The 16,612-nt window shown below is 46.5% G+C and carries 12 protein-coding genes; 9 read left to right on the top strand and 3 right to left on the bottom strand.

The window, feature by feature from the left end; genetic code table 11:
• Window positions 1-16 precede the first annotated feature (16 nt).
• Window positions 17-910 carry an aldo/keto reductase family oxidoreductase gene (locus HDC92_RS01595; RefSeq protein ID WP_183871880.1) on the bottom strand — a complete coding sequence of 298 codons (894 nt, stop codon included), beginning with the start codon at window positions 908-910 and terminating at the stop codon, window positions 17-19.
• Window positions 911-1,042: 132 nt separating this feature from the next.
• Between HDC92_RS01595 and HDC92_RS01590 the strand changes: the two genes are divergently transcribed.
• Together HDC92_RS01590 and HDC92_RS01585 are read left to right on the top strand one after the other, a co-directional pair.
• On the top strand, window positions 1,043-1,711 hold the full coding sequence (locus HDC92_RS01590; protein WP_015807430.1) for a FadR/GntR family transcriptional regulator: 669 nt from the start codon (window positions 1,043-1,045) through the stop codon (window positions 1,709-1,711).
• A gap of 29 nt (window positions 1,712-1,740) precedes the next feature.
• Window positions 1,741-2,967, top strand: coding sequence for an MFS transporter (locus HDC92_RS01585; protein ID WP_015807431.1), 1,227 nt, complete (start codon window positions 1,741-1,743; stop codon window positions 2,965-2,967).
• A gap of 39 nt (window positions 2,968-3,006) precedes the next feature.
• Here the strand turns inward: HDC92_RS01585 and xylA are convergent, their stop codons facing one another.
• Entirely contained in the window at window positions 3,007-4,335 is a 1,329-nt protein-coding gene (gene xylA, locus HDC92_RS01580; RefSeq protein WP_015807432.1) for a xylose isomerase, read from the bottom strand.
• 28 nt (window positions 4,336-4,363) lie between these two features.
• Window positions 4,364-5,836, bottom strand: coding sequence for a xylulokinase (locus HDC92_RS01575; RefSeq protein WP_183871878.1), 1,473 nt, complete (start codon window positions 5,834-5,836; stop codon window positions 4,364-4,366).
• A 226-nt stretch (window positions 5,837-6,062) separates the two neighbouring features.
• On the opposite strand from HDC92_RS01575, the gene HDC92_RS01570 reads away from it, so the two are divergent.
• The 7 genes from HDC92_RS01570 (at window position 6,063) to HDC92_RS01540 (ending at window position 16,595) form a co-directional block, all read left to right on the top strand.
• The gene (locus HDC92_RS01570) at window positions 6,063-7,370 is read left to right on the top strand and encodes a Gfo/Idh/MocA family protein (protein WP_183871876.1); all 1,308 of its coding nucleotides are present in this window, start codon (window positions 6,063-6,065) and stop codon (window positions 7,368-7,370) included.
• A gap of 20 nt (window positions 7,371-7,390) precedes the next feature.
• Window positions 7,391-8,095, top strand: coding sequence for a DUF1080 domain-containing protein (locus HDC92_RS01565; protein ID WP_255484336.1), 705 nt, complete (start codon window positions 7,391-7,393; stop codon window positions 8,093-8,095).
• A gap of 117 nt (window positions 8,096-8,212) precedes the next feature.
• Window positions 8,213-10,309, top strand: a complete 2,097-nt coding sequence (locus tag HDC92_RS01560) for a fasciclin domain-containing protein (RefSeq protein WP_183871874.1) — start codon at window positions 8,213-8,215, stop codon at window positions 10,307-10,309.
• A gap of 246 nt (window positions 10,310-10,555) precedes the next feature.
• Entirely contained in the window at window positions 10,556-11,605 is a 1,050-nt protein-coding gene (locus HDC92_RS01555) for a PLP-dependent cysteine synthase family protein (protein WP_183871872.1), read from the top strand.
• A gap of 8 nt (window positions 11,606-11,613) precedes the next feature.
• Complete coding sequence (locus HDC92_RS01550; protein ID WP_183871870.1) at window positions 11,614-13,317, top strand: protein-disulfide reductase DsbD family protein; 1,704 nt, start codon at window positions 11,614-11,616, stop codon at window positions 13,315-13,317.
• Between the two features lie 261 nt (window positions 13,318-13,578).
• Window positions 13,579-14,832: a beta-ketoacyl-ACP synthase II gene (gene fabF, locus HDC92_RS01545; protein ID WP_015807439.1), complete on the top strand. Its 1,254-nt coding sequence runs from the start codon at window positions 13,579-13,581 to the stop codon at window positions 14,830-14,832.
• 134 nt (window positions 14,833-14,966) lie between these two features.
• Window positions 14,967-16,595, top strand: a complete 1,629-nt coding sequence (locus HDC92_RS01540) for an acyl-CoA carboxylase subunit beta (protein ID WP_183871868.1) — start codon at window positions 14,967-14,969, stop codon at window positions 16,593-16,595.
• Window positions 16,596-16,612: the final 17 nt, after the last annotated feature.

Below are 16,612 nucleotides of genomic sequence, written 5' to 3'. Positions count from 1 at the left end.
ACTGCCTTTTGGTCTTCTACTTTGTATTTTCTACCGATACATTATACAGTTCGTACCAGTCCTGATGATCCAGCTCTATGGAAAAAGCATTGGCCGCATTTTTGATCCTTTGTACATTGGTAGTGCCAATTAAGGGCAATGCCCCTAGTTTTACCAGCCAGGCTACGGCAAGGGATTCGATATCGGCCTTATATTTTATACTCAGCTCTTCCAGTTTTGCCCGTACTTTAAGGGCCTGTACATCTGTACCGGCTGCTACACGGCCTTCTGCAAGCGGGGCATATGCCAGTGGCCTCATGTAACGTTGTTTGATATAGTCGAGCTGCCCGTTGTCCAATGCCTGGGTGCTGAGCAGGTTCAGTTCTATGTGGTTGGTTACAATGGGTTTGGTTAGGTAAGCTGCCAGCAGCTGGTGCTGGAATACCGAAAAATTGGCAACACCGATGCTCTTGATCTTTCCGGAATCTTTCAGTTTTTCCAGCGTCAGGGCTGTTTCTTCCAGGTTGGAGATGGCATCCAGTTTGTCGAGCAAAAATATATCGATGTAATCTGTTCTCAGGTTCCTTAAGGAAGACTCCACACTTTTAGTGATGTGGGCAGCAGAAGTGTCATAATGCTTAACCCTGATTTCCGGATTGTGCGGATGGGGAAGTCTTAACCCACATTTTGTGAACAGGACTACTTCATCCCTTTTAAACAGCCCTTCCTTCATCAGATCGCCGAAAAGTGCCTCGCATTTGTAATTTCCATAGCGATCCCCATGTTCAAAGGTATTGATGCCCAGTTCCAGGCAAAGGCTGACCACTTTTTTTAAAACGCTATCGGCCTCTTTGACCTCGTCCCATCTGTAAAAACCGTATACCGCAGGTGAAACTTTCGGGCCTGCGTCGCCCATATATACTTTTTGCATATCCTGTCTGTTCTAAATCGCTCAAGTTCGCTTTTTTTTACAGGATATCAAAAGCAGGGCATAAAAAAAATGATTTTTGGAAATGAATATATAATCTTTACCTTTGCAATTCATCTGATGATATGATGAATTATGGGAATTGAATATATCAAAAAGAAATCGCTGGCGGATGAAGTTGCAGCCAGACTTCAGGAACAAATTACACTGGGCAGGTATAAGGTAGATGAAAAACTACCCATAGAACCAGCGCTGATGAAGCATTTTGGAGTAGGCAGGTCTACGATCAGGGAAGCGATAAAGATCCTGGCAAATTCGGGCTTACTGCGCGTACAGCAGGGTATAGGTACTTTTGTAGAGCAGGTTACCTGCAGTAAGGAGCCGATGGAACAAAGGCTGAAGCGTGCAAATGTGCAGGACCTGGACGAAGTGCGGCAGCTGTTGGAAATGAAAATTGCCGAAAAAGCTGCCCTAAACCGGACAGATGCTGATATCATAGCCATCAGGGGCCATCTGGAAAACCGGAGAAAAGCAGCTGCCGAAGGTTTAAAAGAAGCGTGCATAGATGCCGATGTAGCCTTTCATATGGCCATAGCAGAGGCTTCAAAAAATGAGATCCTGGCCGATCTCTACAAGTCCACTTCCGTACACCTTAAAAAATGGTTTCTTCAGATCTATCCAGATACCCGGGCATTTGAGGAAACGTATGTGATCCACGAACAGCTGTTAAAAAGTATCATTGCCGGCGACGCCAAAAAAGCATGGACAATTGCCGCAAAAATTATCGGTCACGTATCCCAGTAAACAATTTACATCACCCATTACCAATTATAATGAAAACAACAAATCCGGCCTCTGCCATTGAGCCTAAACAAATTGCCCAGCAAACTGTATTTCCGATACTTTTTGCCATTAGTTTTTCCCATTTACTAAATGATACGATACAGTCGCTCATACCTGCCATTTATCCTATTGTAAAGAATACCTATCAGCTGAGCTTTTCGCAGATTGGCTTAATTACCCTGATGTTCCAAATGGCCGCTTCTTTATTCCAGCCATTTGTAGGCTTATATACCGATAAAAAACCACAGCCTTATTCACTGGCTATAGGAATGGGTTTTACGCTGGTCGGCCTGATCACTTTATCTTTGTCCAACGGATTTTACTTCATGCTGCTTTCTGTTGCACTTATTGGTACGGGCTCTTCCATATTCCATCCGGAAGCATCTCGTATGGCCCATGCTGCTTCAGGCGGAAGGAGAGGCCTGGCCCAGTCCATCTTTCAGCTGGGTGGCAATGCCGGAAGTTCTATCGGACCTTTGCTGGCTGCCTGGATCATTGTGCCCTACGGACAGTTCAGTGTGATCTGGTTTTCTATCATTGCTTTACTGGCCATTATGATTTTGAGCTGGGTAGGCAAATGGTATAAGGGCTATATGGTCAATTTAAAGGCCAGAATGGGGGCAAAAGTAAATGTGGTAACCAATAATTTTTCCAGAAAAAGGGTGGTATTTGCCGTGATCATTTTACTGGTCCTTATCTTTTCAAAATACTTTTACATGGCCAGTCTGACCAGCTACTTTACCTTCTATCTAATAGATAAGTTTCATGTACCGGTGCAAACCTCGCAGCTTTACCTGTTTGTATTTTTATTTTCCGTTGCGGCCGGTACACTGATCGGTGGTCCGGTGGGCGACAGGTTCGGCCGTAAATATGTGATCTGGTTTTCTATTTTAGGTACAGCACCTTTTGCCTTGTTGCTGCCCCATGCCAATTTATTCTGGACCGGGGTATTGATCGTACCGATAGGTGTGATCCTGGCCTCAGCATTCTCTGCTATTCTGGTGTATGCGCAGGAACTGATACCGGGTAAGGTGGGACTGGTTGCGGGATTGTTCTTTGGTTTTGCTTTTGGTATGGGCGGTATAGGGTCTGCTTTACTGGGTAAGCTTGCCGATAGCACCAGCATCAATTACGTATTTCATATCTGTGCATTCTTGCCCCTGATTGGTATCATTACCGGGTTTTTGCCCAATATTGAGGGCAGGAAAAAAGCCTGATAAAAAAAAGGCCGGTAATTTTGTTACCGGCCTTATGCTTTAAATATACCTGTTGATCAGGTTTTCCAGGAATTCCTGCTTGCCGCTGATGGTTTGCGGTTCGCCCTGTGCCACTGCATAATCGCGCAGGTCTTCCAGGCTTAAGCTCCCTTCTTCAAAGGCTTTGCCTTTTCCGCTGTCGTAAGACGCATATCTTTCTGCCCTTATTTTTTTGTATTCAGAATGCTGAAGGATGCGGTCGGCGGTAATCAGGGCCCGGGCGAAAATATCCATTCCACCAATATGTGCATGGAAAAGGTCGGCCGGATCCGTTGAATTCCTGCGGATCTTGGCATCGAAATTTATACCCCCACCTTGCAGGCCCCCTGCTTCCAGGATGATCAGCATGGATTCTGTAACCTCATTGATGTTGTTTGGAAACTGGTCTGTATCCCAGCCATTTTGTTCGTCGCCGCGGTTGGCATCAATAGAGCCCAGCATTCCGGCATCAGCAGCCACCTGCAGCTCATGCTGGAAGGTATGTCCGGCCAGCGTAGCATGGTTAACTTCCAGGTTCAGTTTAAAATCACCCAGCAGGTCGTACTGACGGAGAAAGCCAAGTACGGTTGCTGCATCGTAATCGTACTGGTGCTTGGTGGGTTCACAAGGTTTGGGCTCAATAAAGAAGGTGCCTTTGAAACCATTTTTACGGGCATAATCTTTGGCTGTATGCAGAAATTTTGCCAGATGTTCCTGTTCGCGTTTCATATTGGTGTTCAGGAGGCTCATGTAACCTTCGCGGCCACCCCAGAATACATAATTTTCCCCATTAAGGGCTATGGTGGCATCAAGGGCTGCTTTTACCTGTGCTGCGCCATGGCTCAGCACATGAAAGTCGGGATTGGTAGCCGCTCCGTTCATATACCTGCGGTGAGAGAAAAGATTAGCCGTACCCCAAAGCAATTTTACACCTGTTTCTGCCTGTTTGGCTTTTGCATAATCGGTCATGATCTGCATCCGTCTTTCATTTTCTTTGATGTCGTTGCCATAATCTACCACATCCACATCATGAAAGCAGTAATAGGGCAGGTTCATTTTGGTCAGAAATTCAAAGGCTGCATCCATTTTGTCCTTTGCACGATCCAGTACATCCGCTTTCGCATCCCAGGGAAAAATATGTGTCGGACCGCCAAAGGGATCTGTACCATTTCCGCAGAAAGAATGCCAGTAAGCACCGGCAAAACGCAGGTGCTCTTTCATCTTTTTGCCGGCAACCACCTGTTCAGGATTGTACCATCTGAAAGCCAGCGGGTTGTCTGTTTCCTGTCCTTCAAAGCTGATCTGTCCGATCCCTTTGAAATATTCGTTGTCTGCAGTAAGTTTTGTCATCTGATAAGGTATTATATTGATTTTTTAATTACAGTTGTTTTTCGAGCAGGTTTTTCCAGTCGAGGTATTCATTTTCCAGCTGATCTTTGCCGGGTTCTACCAGTTTCAATGGTTTCTTACGGGTAAAAGCCTCGGCGGCCGACTTAAAGTAGCCTGCACCAATTCCGGCTCCTATGGCGGCGCCATAGCTGCCATCGTTATCGTAAAGCTCTACGGGTACCCCGGTAATGTTTACAAATGTTTGCGTAAAAACATCACTTAAAAAGAGATTTGATTTTCCGGCCCTGATCACTGTAGGGTTCATGCCATTTTCTTTTAAGATATCCAGTCCGTAACGGAAAGCAAAGGCAATGCCCTCCTGAACAGCACGGAAAATGTGCGCATTGCGGTGGATGTTGAGGTCGATACCCTGCAAATGGGCGCCTACTATTTTATTGTTCAGCATGCGTTCTGCCCCATTGCCGAAGGGAAGTACGCGGAGGCCTTCACTTCCCGGTGATATGGTTTGTGCAGTTTCGTTAATGGCGGTATAGTTCATGCCGGTACCAAAGCTATTCCTGGCCCAGCGGTTCATGCTACCCGTTCCGTTAATGCATAACAGCACACCAAGGCGGGGTTGTTCTGCGCTATGGTTTACATGGGCAAAAGTATTTACCCTTGATGCCTTATCGTATAAAAGCTGTTCCGTTACGCCGTAAATTACTCCGGAGGTTCCTGCTGTGGCGGCAACCTCTCCGGGTTGGGTTACATTTAAAGATAAGGCATTATTGGGCTGGTCGCCAGCCTTGTAAGCTACAGGTATCCCAGGTTTTAGCCCAAGCTGTGCTGCTACGGCTTTCATAAGCTGGCCATGTACTGAAAATACTGGTTTTATTTCCGGAATCAGGGCCTTATCGAAGTCGAAAAACTTCATTAAGGCTTCAGAAAGCTGATTTTCCCTGAAGTCCCAGAATACACCTTCCGACAAGGCGGAGATGCTGGTGCTGACTTCCCCTGTGAGCTGTAGGGCAATGAAATCGCCGGGCAGCATTACTTTGGCTATCCGGGAATAGATTTCGGGTTCATTAGCTTTTACCCAGGCCAGTTTGGCAGCTGTGAAATTGCCTGGTGAATTGAGGAGGTGCCGGAGGGCATATTGTTCACCCAGCTGTTTAAAGGCATGGTTACCCGTCTCGACAGCGCGGCTATCGCACCAGATGATGCTGTTCCTGAGGCATTCGCCATCCTTGTCTACCACCACCAGGCCATGCATCTGATAGGCAATTCCAATAGCGGAAATGTCATCCGGGTTGTAAGCGCGCCGGGCATGACATAAGGAAATGGCTTTTTGAACATTGGTCCACCACAGCCGGGGCGATTGCTCGGCCCAGCCGTGTTTCAGGCTAATGATCTCCGATTCCGATTCAGGGTAGCTGGCGCTCGCAAGCGTATGCCCCGAATTGGCTTCGACAACAGAAACTTTTATAGATGATGTGCCTACATCAATACCTAATAGCAGCATTGTATTTATAATTTGATAAAACGAAAATAAGCAAATATTTCAGTTTAGCAATCGATTGCCTATTTAAATTTTATACGGTCTTTTCCATGAAGGATTTGTGAGTTGTTGTATTTTTTTATTATGTTTAAAAACTCCCTTTTGATATTGATCAGCTAACCGGTTGATTTGTTGATGTGTGCGCTGCTCTTCTTCAAAGGTCTTTTGACGAAACAAATGAAACCTAAATATGATGAATGGAACTAAAGATTTAAATGCTACGGACCGCAGGTCCTTTTTAAAGAAGTCGGGTATCGTAATGCTGGGAAGTACACTGGCTTATCAAACAGGTTTTTCATCGGGCTTGTTTAATAGCGTTAAAACATTGAAAGTTGGCCTGATTGGTTGTGGCGGCCGGGGCACAGGTGCGGCCATGCAGGCGCTGAATGCCGATCCGGATGTGGTCATTACCGCTATGGGGGATGTTTTTGAGGACAGACTGGAGGGTGCTTATCAGGCGCTCATCAGCCTTGATGCCAAGCGGGTCAGGGTAGATAAAAAAAGAAAATTCATTGGTTTTGATGCCTATCAGAAAGTCATAGATTCGGGAGTGGATGTGGTGCTGCTTACTACGCCACCTGCATTCCGCCCTGACCAGCTTACAGCGGCCATTGCTGCCGGCAAGCATGTATTTTGTGAAAAGCCGGTAGCCGTTGATGCCCCGGGCATACGCAAAGTGCTGGCCGCAGCAAAAGCGGCGGCAGAAAAGAACCTTTCCCTGGTTTCGGGATTTTGTTTCCGCTATGATCTGCCTAGCAGAGGGGTGTTCAGCAGGGTTTTAAATGGGGATGTGGGCAGTATTAAAACCGTTTCAACATTTAGGAACGGGGCCGGCAACTGGTCCAATCCGCGCCAGCCTGGCTGGACAGACCTGACCTATAAGTTAAGGAACTGGCATTACCAGAACTGGCTTTCGGGTGATTTTATTGTTGAGCAGGCGGTGCATAGCCTGGATATGATGTCCTGGGTGATGGGCGACCAGATGCCACTAAAGGCTACGGGTACCGGTGGACGGCAGGTGCGTGTTGACGAGATTTACGGAAATATTTACGATCATTTTGCGGTAGAGTTTGAATATGCGAACGGTGCAAAGGGCTTTCATTTTTGTCGCCAGCAGGAGGGCACGTCCAACCGGAATACAGTGGATGTACTGGGTACAGAGGGGAGTGCCTTTGTAAATGTAGGGATGCGGTACGAGATCAGCGGAAAAAACAACTGGAAGTACGATGGTCCGAAAAAGAACATGTACCAGATCCAGCACGATGAGCTTTTTGCAGGCATCAGAAATGGAAAACCGATCAATGACGGGGAATGGATGGCAAAAAGCACCTTATTGTCCATTTGGGGGCGCATGGCTGCGTATAGCGGACAAACCATCAGTTATGATGAGGCCCTGAATTCCAGTGTGGTACTGGGACCAAAAATAGAAGATTATAACTGGGACCTGAAATGGGATAACCAGCCGGTAGCCATGCCGGGAATTAGCAAAGTCATTTAATCTCTAAATTGAACTAGCTGATGAAGAAAATATTCAAGGGGATGGTTATGGCTTTTTTATGGGCCTTTATAGGTATATCCACAGCAAATGGCCAGGATAAACCCCTACAGTTTGGCCTGGAAACCTTGCTCTCTGATGCAAAAGGACAGGCTAAGGCCATTAACTGGATAAACGTAAATACAGATAAGGATACCTGGAAAAGGGAAAAAGAGCTGCTGGTCTGTTCGGGCAAGCCTATAGGGGTCATGCGCTCGGAAAAATTATACGAAAATTTTATACTGGAGGTGGAATGGAAACACCTGGAAGCAGGCGGAAACTCGGGGGTATTTGTATGGAGTGATGCCAAGCCCGGTGAAAATAACCGTTTGCCCGGTGGTGTTGAAGTTCAGATGCTGGAACTGGATTGGGTAAACATCAATGCCAAAGAGGGGGTACAACAACCCATTGCTTATGTACATGGAGAGCTTTTTGGAGTAGGCGGGGTAGAAACGATACCGGATACGCCGAGAGGGACAAGGAGCAAATCGGTAGAGAACCGCTGCAAGGGAAAGGGAGAATGGAACAGGTACCAGGTGGTTTGTGTGGATGGCACCATCAAGTTGTCGGTAAACGGAAAATTTGTGAACGGGATCAGTAAATCGACTGTAAGAAAGGGCTATCTCTGTCTGGAATCGGAAGGTGCCCCCATTCATTTCAGGAACCTGAAAGTAACAGTGCTGGACTGATACCCCTGATTGTTCATGGCTAGTTTTTCTGTCAGAAAATACCTATAAATAGGTATTTTTTGCTTAACAGGACGTCGGTAGCTTTGTAAGCTAAATCGCTTAACAATCTAAATGAACATGAAAAAGAATTTACTTATTGCATTTACACTGGTCATCTCCCTAATGGCATGCAAGAAGGAGAAAACACCTGAACCCGAAACGGAAGAACGTAAACCGGAAGTTCTCATTAAAAACATCACAGAAAAACTGGCCGCGGCCGATAGCATCAGTAACTTTAACAATGCCCTTAAAAGCATGAAGCTTAGGGCAGAGGAAACTGCCCAGGGGATTACCGTTTTTGCGCCGCTAAACGAAAGCTCTGCTGCGCCGGGACGGGTAAGTAAACTGTCGTCGACAGGCAATGCCAGCGGTACAAGGGCTGGGAATGCCATTGCGGATGTAGCTACTGTACCGCAACTGGTGCTGACCGATTCCGTATTGCGGGACCATATTGTAAAGGGTGTATTCAAGCTGTCGGACCTGACAGATGGTAAACTGCTTACAGGTTTAAGCGGTAAACAGCTTAAGGTAAGCCGCTCTGCGGATACCATCTGGATCAACGGGGTACAGATTGGTGGCAAAGAGATTTTAAATACCAATAACGAAGTGGTGTATACGGTAAAATCGGTGTTGACGGCAACTTCGGTTACCGACCAGCTGCAATCCACTTCTATTGAGGTTACGGTTTGGGACGGGACTTTATGGACCACTGCAAAACCTACAGGTGCAGTACTGGCCGGTGCAACCGTTACGCTTTACCGTACACAGCAAAATTATGCAGATAGCGTAGCGGCATACACCGCCATAAGCGATGCTGCAGGCAAGGCATTGTTTAAGTCAATTACAGCCGGAACTTATTATATCAAGGCATCCTCTGGTGCAAAAAGCAATATTTTCAACCGTTCTGCCAAGCAGGCTGGTTTATATTCGGGTTATACTGTTGCAGGCATATTCCAGTCGCAGGCAGAAATTACCGCGGCAGCAACCCAGACCGGTGCACAGCCGGGTAACTTTAAATGGCTGGATGCCAATGGGGACGGTATAATCAATAACAGTGACAGGGTAACTTTGCCTTATGAGCAGGCTGTAGCTGCAAATGGCACGGTAAAGAAAATAGCTGTATCGATTGGTTTACTGAACAATAAGCAAGAACCTTTATTAACGGAACAGGAGTTTCTGACAGGTATGAGCAATGCGGAAAACAACATTGCCAGCTGGCAGAAAAACCTGGTGGTTGCCGACGGACTGCTAAGCCATCAGGCTTCGATAGATTCCATACCACTGGTTTTTAAAGCAAACTATCAGGCTTTTGGTAATTTTACATTTACGCCGACCAATCCCGGTGTTACCCAGATCTGGCAACAGGGATATGCGTATATTGCTGCATTGAACACTTTACAGCAAAAAGCACCGCTTGCGATGAGCAGACGTGCAGAAAAGATGAGCCAGTTAAAGGCCACAAGGGCGTATGTTTATTTACAGCTGCTGACTTATTTTGGCAACATTCCTTTGGCACAGACTGCGGGTAGTTTAACGAATGCCAACCGGGCTGCGGTAGTTAATTTTATTTCTGCCGAACTGGCATCAGCAGCAGATTCCCTGTCGCTTGGTACCAGCGGAGCGGCCAGCCTGAACGGGCTTTCTGTTAAAGTGTTGCAGGCAAAGGCAGCTTTGCTGGAAAAAGAATATGGAAAGGTGGCCGACCTGACCAATTATGTGCTGAACAGTGGCCAATATATGCTGGCAGCTGCCGGAGCACAATTTAATGCAGGAAATGCAGAACTGATCTGGGACAATTCGGCCAATATCGATGTGAACGTGAAGAGCTACTTTTTTAACCGGTCAGTTTTACCTTACCTGAGGCTCACGGAAGTTTACCTGATGTCGGCCGAGGCCAGTATGGCACTGGGCAATACCATTAATGCGCAGACGAGGTATCAAACACTGGCACAGCGTTCGTCCTTCTCTCCGACCTTTAGTCAGGCTAACTTAAGGGCATTGTGGACTGCCGAAATGAGAAGAGAAGGTGTGGCCTTCGCCAACCTGACCAGGTGGGGAACTGCTGCCGATGAGCTGGCGAGATATGGATTCTCATCTGCAAAAAATAACCGCTTACCTATACCTCAGGCGATCCTGGACCAGAACCCTGGTATGCTTCAGAACCCCGGGTATTGATCATTATTTTTTTAACGCTATTGGAGGGCCTTTCAGTTGAGTACTGAGGGCCCTCCTTATTTTAGCCGCACCGTAATCCAGGTCTGCCGGATGAAAAAAAAACAGTCAGCCCGATTAAAACCGGTTGTGAACTGAAATAAAATTCCATTTATGTCAATTTTTCTGAAAAATTTTCGGAAATATTGGTAAGTGTTGTTATGATAACTTGTATTATGGAGTTTTACCGAAAATTATTTCATTGATAGAATGTTGACTGAAACCAAAGCGCAGGCTTGTTTAACTGCAGACCTTACGGATAAATTTGAACACTTGTGGCATCTGGTGGGCAATACGCCCATGCTTGAACTCCAGTATACATACAAAGGAAAAGCGGGAAAGGTGTATGTAAAATGCGAACATTATAACCTTACCGGAAGTGTGAAAGACAGAATGGCGCTGAACATTATGTATGAAGCTTACAGATCATGTGCAATTAAACCTGGTGATACCATTATTGAAGCTACAAGTGGCAATACAGGAATAGCATTTGCGGCTATTGGCCGGGCCCTGGGCCATCCGGTGAAGATCATTATGCCAAACTGGCTGAGCAAGGAGCGTATTGATATCATCAGGAGCATGGGTGCCGAAGTAATTTTGATCAGTAAGGAAGAAGGGGGTTTTTTGGGCAGCATTAAAATGTGTGAGGACCTTGCCGCTGCCGGAAGGGTTTTCCTGCCCAGACAATTTGAAAACCAGTATAATGGAGAAGCCCATGAGAAAACCACGGGTATGGAGATCTGGGAGCAATTGAAATTAAAGGGATTAAGACCTGATGCTTTTGTAGCAGGTGTTGGAACAGGGGGGACGGTAATGGGCGTTGGAAAAGGGCTGCGATCACATCATGCCGCTATCAGGATCCATCCACTGGAACCCGCTGAAAGTCCGACCTTAACCACAGGATATAAAGTTGGCACCCACCGCATACAAGGAATTTCTGACGAATTTATCCCCGCTATAGTGAAGCTGGATGAACTGGATGAGGTTGTCCAGGCCCATGATGGCGATGCGATCATTATGGCACAAAAGCTGGCTAAGGAACTTGGCCTGGCAGTAGGGATCTCTTCGGGTGCAAATGTGATCGGTGCCATTAAATTAAAAGAACAAATGGGTGCCGATGCAGTGGTGGTTACCTTGTTGTCGGACAGCAACAAAAAGTATTTAAGTACCGATCTTGTGAAAGAAGAGCCGGTTAAGGCTCTATATGTATCTACAGATACTGTGTTTACTGGCTACCAGCCAATTTGCAGACTAAAATAAAATCGTAAATGAAACTAAACCATCACCATATATTTATGACCTTACGGATCTTCATTCTCGGGCTTTTTATTTTGCTGGGTACCAGCAGTTATGTCCATGCCCAGGAAGCCGATACGAGCCTTTCCGGTCTGGAGTTTACCGAAATTGCCCCTGATACTGTCAGCCCGGCTGATACGGTTGCAGCCAAAGCTGCAGTTGTGCCGGCAGCTGGCGCAGCCAGCATTGCGGCAACACCGGGCAATAAAGCCCCTGCAGCTGAAGCGGACAAAACCCTTTGGGGAACCTTTATAGCCGGACTGGTAGGTGGTTTTCTGGCCTTTCTGATGCCCTGCATCTTTCCCATGGTGCCCCTTACCATCAGTTATTTTACCAAAAGGGCAGGCAGTAAAGGCAAAGGCATTGGCCAGGCCCTGATCTATGGGCTTTCGATCATTGTCATTTATGTAGGTTTTGGCCTGCTGATCACTGTTTTGTTCGGATCGGCCGGCCTGAATGCATTGAGTGCAAGCGGGTTGTTCAACTTCCTGTTCTTTATTTTGCTGGTGGTATTTGCCATCTCCTTTTTCGGGGCCTTCGAAATTACCCTGCCCAGTGCTTTCGTCAATAAGATAGACAACAAGGCCGATAACAGCAAAGGCCTGGCAGGCATCTTTTTTATGGCTGCTTCACTGGCCCTGGTCTCTTTCTCCTGTACCGGTCCGATCATCGGTACCTTGCTGGTAGATGCCAGTTCCAAAGGAGAGTTGCTGGGCCCGGCCGTCGGTATGTTTGGTTTTGCCCTGGCCCTGGCCCTTCCCTTTACCTTATCGGCCATATTTCCCGGCTTTTTGAGCAGTATGCCCAAATCCGGAGGCTGGCTGAACAGCGTAAAGGTATGCCTGGGTTTCCTGGAACTGGCCCTGGCCTTAAAGTTTTTGTCATCGGCCGACCTGGCCTGGCACTGGGAATGGTTTGACCGGGAGATCTTCCTGGTGCTGTGGATCGTGATCTTTGTGCTGATGGGGATCTATTTACTGGGGAAGATCAGGTTCTCTCACGACAGTGAGGTACCTTATGTATCTGTTCCCAGGTTGTTCCTGGCCATTCTTTCTTTTTCCTTTGCGCTGTACATGGTGCCCGGGCTGTGGGGTGCGCCGGTAAGCGTACTGAGCGGACTGGCCCCACCAATGAATACCCAGGACTTTATCCTGAACGGCAACCAGTCCTCAGCTTCAGGAAGTGTAGCTGCAGATTTTCCGGCCCAGGTCAAATACAGCGGATCTTTAAAAGCCCCGGTAGGTTTCCATCCTTTCTTTGAACTGGAAGAAGGACTGGCCTATGCAAAAAAAGTAAACAAACCTGTACTGCTTGATTTTACAGGGCATACCTGTGTAAACTGCCGCAGAATGGAAGACCTGGTATGGGTGGACCAGGAGGTGGGCAGACTGATCAAAGAGGAATATGTACTGATCCAGCTGTATGCCGATGACCGCAACATCAAAATGGAGAAAGACAAGGTCCATTATTCCAGTGTGCTGAAACGCAATACGGATGACCTGGGTTATTGGAACCTGGATTTCCAGGCTACAAAATACGGCTCCAATGCACAACCCTTATATGTACTGGCGGGTCATGACCTGAACCCACTGGTAAAACCCCAGGGAGCTATATTCGATGCAAAGGAATATGCAGCTTACCTGCAAAGCGGCTTAAACGCATTTAAGGGAAAATAAACAATACTATCCATAAAAAAACGAAAATAGGTAGTTAATGAATAAACAGGGGCTGGTGGATACCGGCCCTGTTTATTTTATGGATATTGGCCGGCGTATCCGATAAAGCTAATGCCTTAATTTTCAGTGATGTTTAAAATGTTTACTACTTAAATTGAGCTTTAATGGTTAAACAATGTTATTTTTGGCTTTTAATAGCATAAATTAGGAAATGGTGTGGCAACCTTAACAGGAAGCCTGCTATATAATTAACAGATAAATATGAAAAGAGTAGTAGTAACGGGTTTAGGCGCTATAACCCCCTTGGGGAATACAGTAAGCGAATTTTGGAAGAACATTGTAGCCGGTAAAAGCGGTGCAGCTGCCATTACAAAATTTGATACCTCTAAATTCAAAACTAATTTTGCTGCTGAAGTAAAAGATTTCAATATTGAGGCTTACATTGATAAAAAAGAAGTTAAGAAGTACGATCTGTATACCCAATATGCAATAGCGGCCAGCGATCAGGCCATTCAGGATTCAGGACTTAACTTTGAAACTATGCCGGAAACCGAACGTTATGAAGTTGGTGTGATCTGGGCATCGGGTAATGGCGGGATCGGAACTTTTGAGCAACAGCTGAAGGAGTACCATCTTGGTGACGGAACGCCAAGGTTCAGCCCTTATTTCATTCCGAAAATGATTGTTGACATTGCGGCGGGTGTGATCTCCATCCGTCATAAACTACATGGGCCCAATTACGCTACAGTTTCGGCCTGTGCCTCATCCAATACGGCCATCATCAGTGCCTTTGATACCATCCGTTTGGGTAAGGCCAATATAATGGTTGCCGGAGGGTCTGAAGCAGCAATCACCGAGTCTTCGGTTGGGGGCTTTAATTCGGCACATGCCTTATCTAAAAGAAATGATGATCCTGCAGGTGCCTCAAGACCTTTTGATAAAGACCGTGATGGTTTTGTGATCGGGGAAGGTGCCGGTGCTTTGATCCTGGAAGAACTGGAACATGCCAAGGCAAGGGGCGCACATATCTATGCAGAAATTGTTGGTGGTGGTATGGCCGCTGATGCCTATCATTTAACAGGTACACCACCAGATGGTTTAGGTGCATCCTTAGGCATTGCAAAGGCCCTGGCCGAGGCAGGTATAGGTGCAGAAAAAATTGACTATATCAATGCCCATGCTACTTCTACCGGTCTGGGCGACATAGGTGAACTGCATGGGATTAAAAAGGTGTTTAAGGATCTCCCTGTTGCCATCAGTGCTACCAAATCAATGACCGGACATTTGCTGGGCGGTGCCGGTGCAATTGAAAGCATCATTAGTGTAATGGCCATAAAAGACGGGATCATTCCGGGAACGATCAATACAGAGAACATTGATCCTGAAATACCTGAGGGCTTAAACCTGATCATTGGAAAATCTGTTTACCAGCCTGTCAATTATGTGCTGAACAATACTTTTGGTTTTGGCGGGCATACGGCAACTTCCATATTTAAAAAGTACGGGGCTGATTAGCCTTTGATCTATACAGAAACAGGAAAGTGCTGGTTGTTTTTAAACAACCAGCACTTTCCTGTTTTAAAGCCCGGCTATACCAAAACCCCAAATGGACTTTTGCTCTCCTAAAAATAAAGATTTAACTTGGCACAATGAATATAGAATTCAACAAGAACGAAGATGTGAACAAACAGTCGGTTTACGAATTGAAAACCAGGCTTAAAAAAATATATAAAGGTGGGGGAGATAAGAATGCGGCCAAACAAAAGGAAAAAGGTAAGCTGCTGGCACGTGAGCGCATCGCTTACCTGACCGATGAAGGTTCGGAGTTCTTAGAGATCGGGGCCTTTGCCGCTGAAGATATGTATGCAGAACAAGGCGGTTGTCCCGCTGCCGGCGTAGTTTGCGGGATAGGCTATGTTTCCGGCCGGCAATGTATGATCGTTGCAAATGATGCAACCGTAAAGGCAGGGGCATGGTTTCCTATGACCGCTAAAAAGAACCTGCGTGCGCAGGAAATTGCCATGGAAAACCGTTTGCCTGTCATTTATCTGGTGGATAGCGCTGGTGTTTATCTGCCTATGCAGGACGAGATCTTTCCGGATAAAGAACATTTTGGAAGAATGTTCAGGAACAATGCGATCATGTCCTCTGATGGCATTGTACAGATTGCGGCCATTATGGGCTCATGTGTTGCCGGGGGAGCCTACCTCCCGATCATGAGTGATGAAGCCATGATTGTTGATGGTACCGGTTCTGTGTTTCTGGCGGGCTCGTACCTCGTCAAATCGGCCATAGGAGAGGATGTGGACAATGAAACCCTTGGCGGGGCAACCACACACTGTGAAATATCCGGGGTTACAGATTATAAGCATCCAAATGAACAGGCCTGCCTGGATAGCATACGGAACATCATGAGCAAGCTGGGGGCACCTGAGGTGGCCGGTTTTGACCGGGTTAAACCCCTGCTGCCTAAAAAAGATGAAGAAGAACTTTACGGGATATTACCTGAAAACAGGGAAAAACCTTATGAGATGCTGGATGTTATTGAACGCCTGGTAGATGGTTCTGAATTTGAAGAATATAAAAAATTATACGGGCAGAGCATTATATGCGGACTGGGCCGGATTGATGGCTGGGCAGTAGGTATTGTGGCCAACCAGCGTAAAGTGGTGAAATCCAAAAAAGGAGAAATGCAGTTTGGCGGGGTGATCTATTCAGATAGTGCCGACAAAGCGGCAAGGTTTATCATGAACTGTAACCAGAAAAAGATCCCCCTGGTATTTTTACAGGATGTTACCGGCTTTATGGTCGGCAGCAGGTCTGAACAGGGCGGGATTATCAAAGATGGGGCAAAAATGGTGAACGCAGTTTCAAATTCGGTAGTGCCCAAATTTACCATTGTGATCGGAAATTCTTATGGGGCGGGTAATTATGCGATGTGTGGTAAAGCTTATGACCCCAGGCTGATCTATGCCTGGCCCAGTGCAAAAATAGCGGTAATGGGAGGGGCTCAGGCCGCAAAGGTATTGCTGCAGATCCAGGAAGCTTCATTAAAGGCAAAAGCTGAGACCATTACCCCGGAAAGGGAGGCCGAGTTGTTAAAAGAAATTACCGATAGGTATAACAGCCAGACTACTCCTTATTATGCGGCTTCCAGGTTATGGGTGGATGGTATCATAGATCCTAAAGAAACACGTAAAGTGATTTCTATGGGGATAGAGGCTGCAAATCAATCGCCCATAAAAAAACAGTTTAACGTGGGTATTATCCAGACCTGAGCTGGATTTATAATCTA

This window comes from Pedobacter sp. AK017, assembly GCF_014200825.1.
Taxonomy (GTDB): Bacteria; Bacteroidota; Bacteroidia; order Sphingobacteriales; family Sphingobacteriaceae; genus Pedobacter; species Pedobacter heparinus.
The sequence above is the reverse complement of the archived record's forward strand: the minus strand, read 5'-3'. Positions and strand labels throughout refer to the sequence as shown.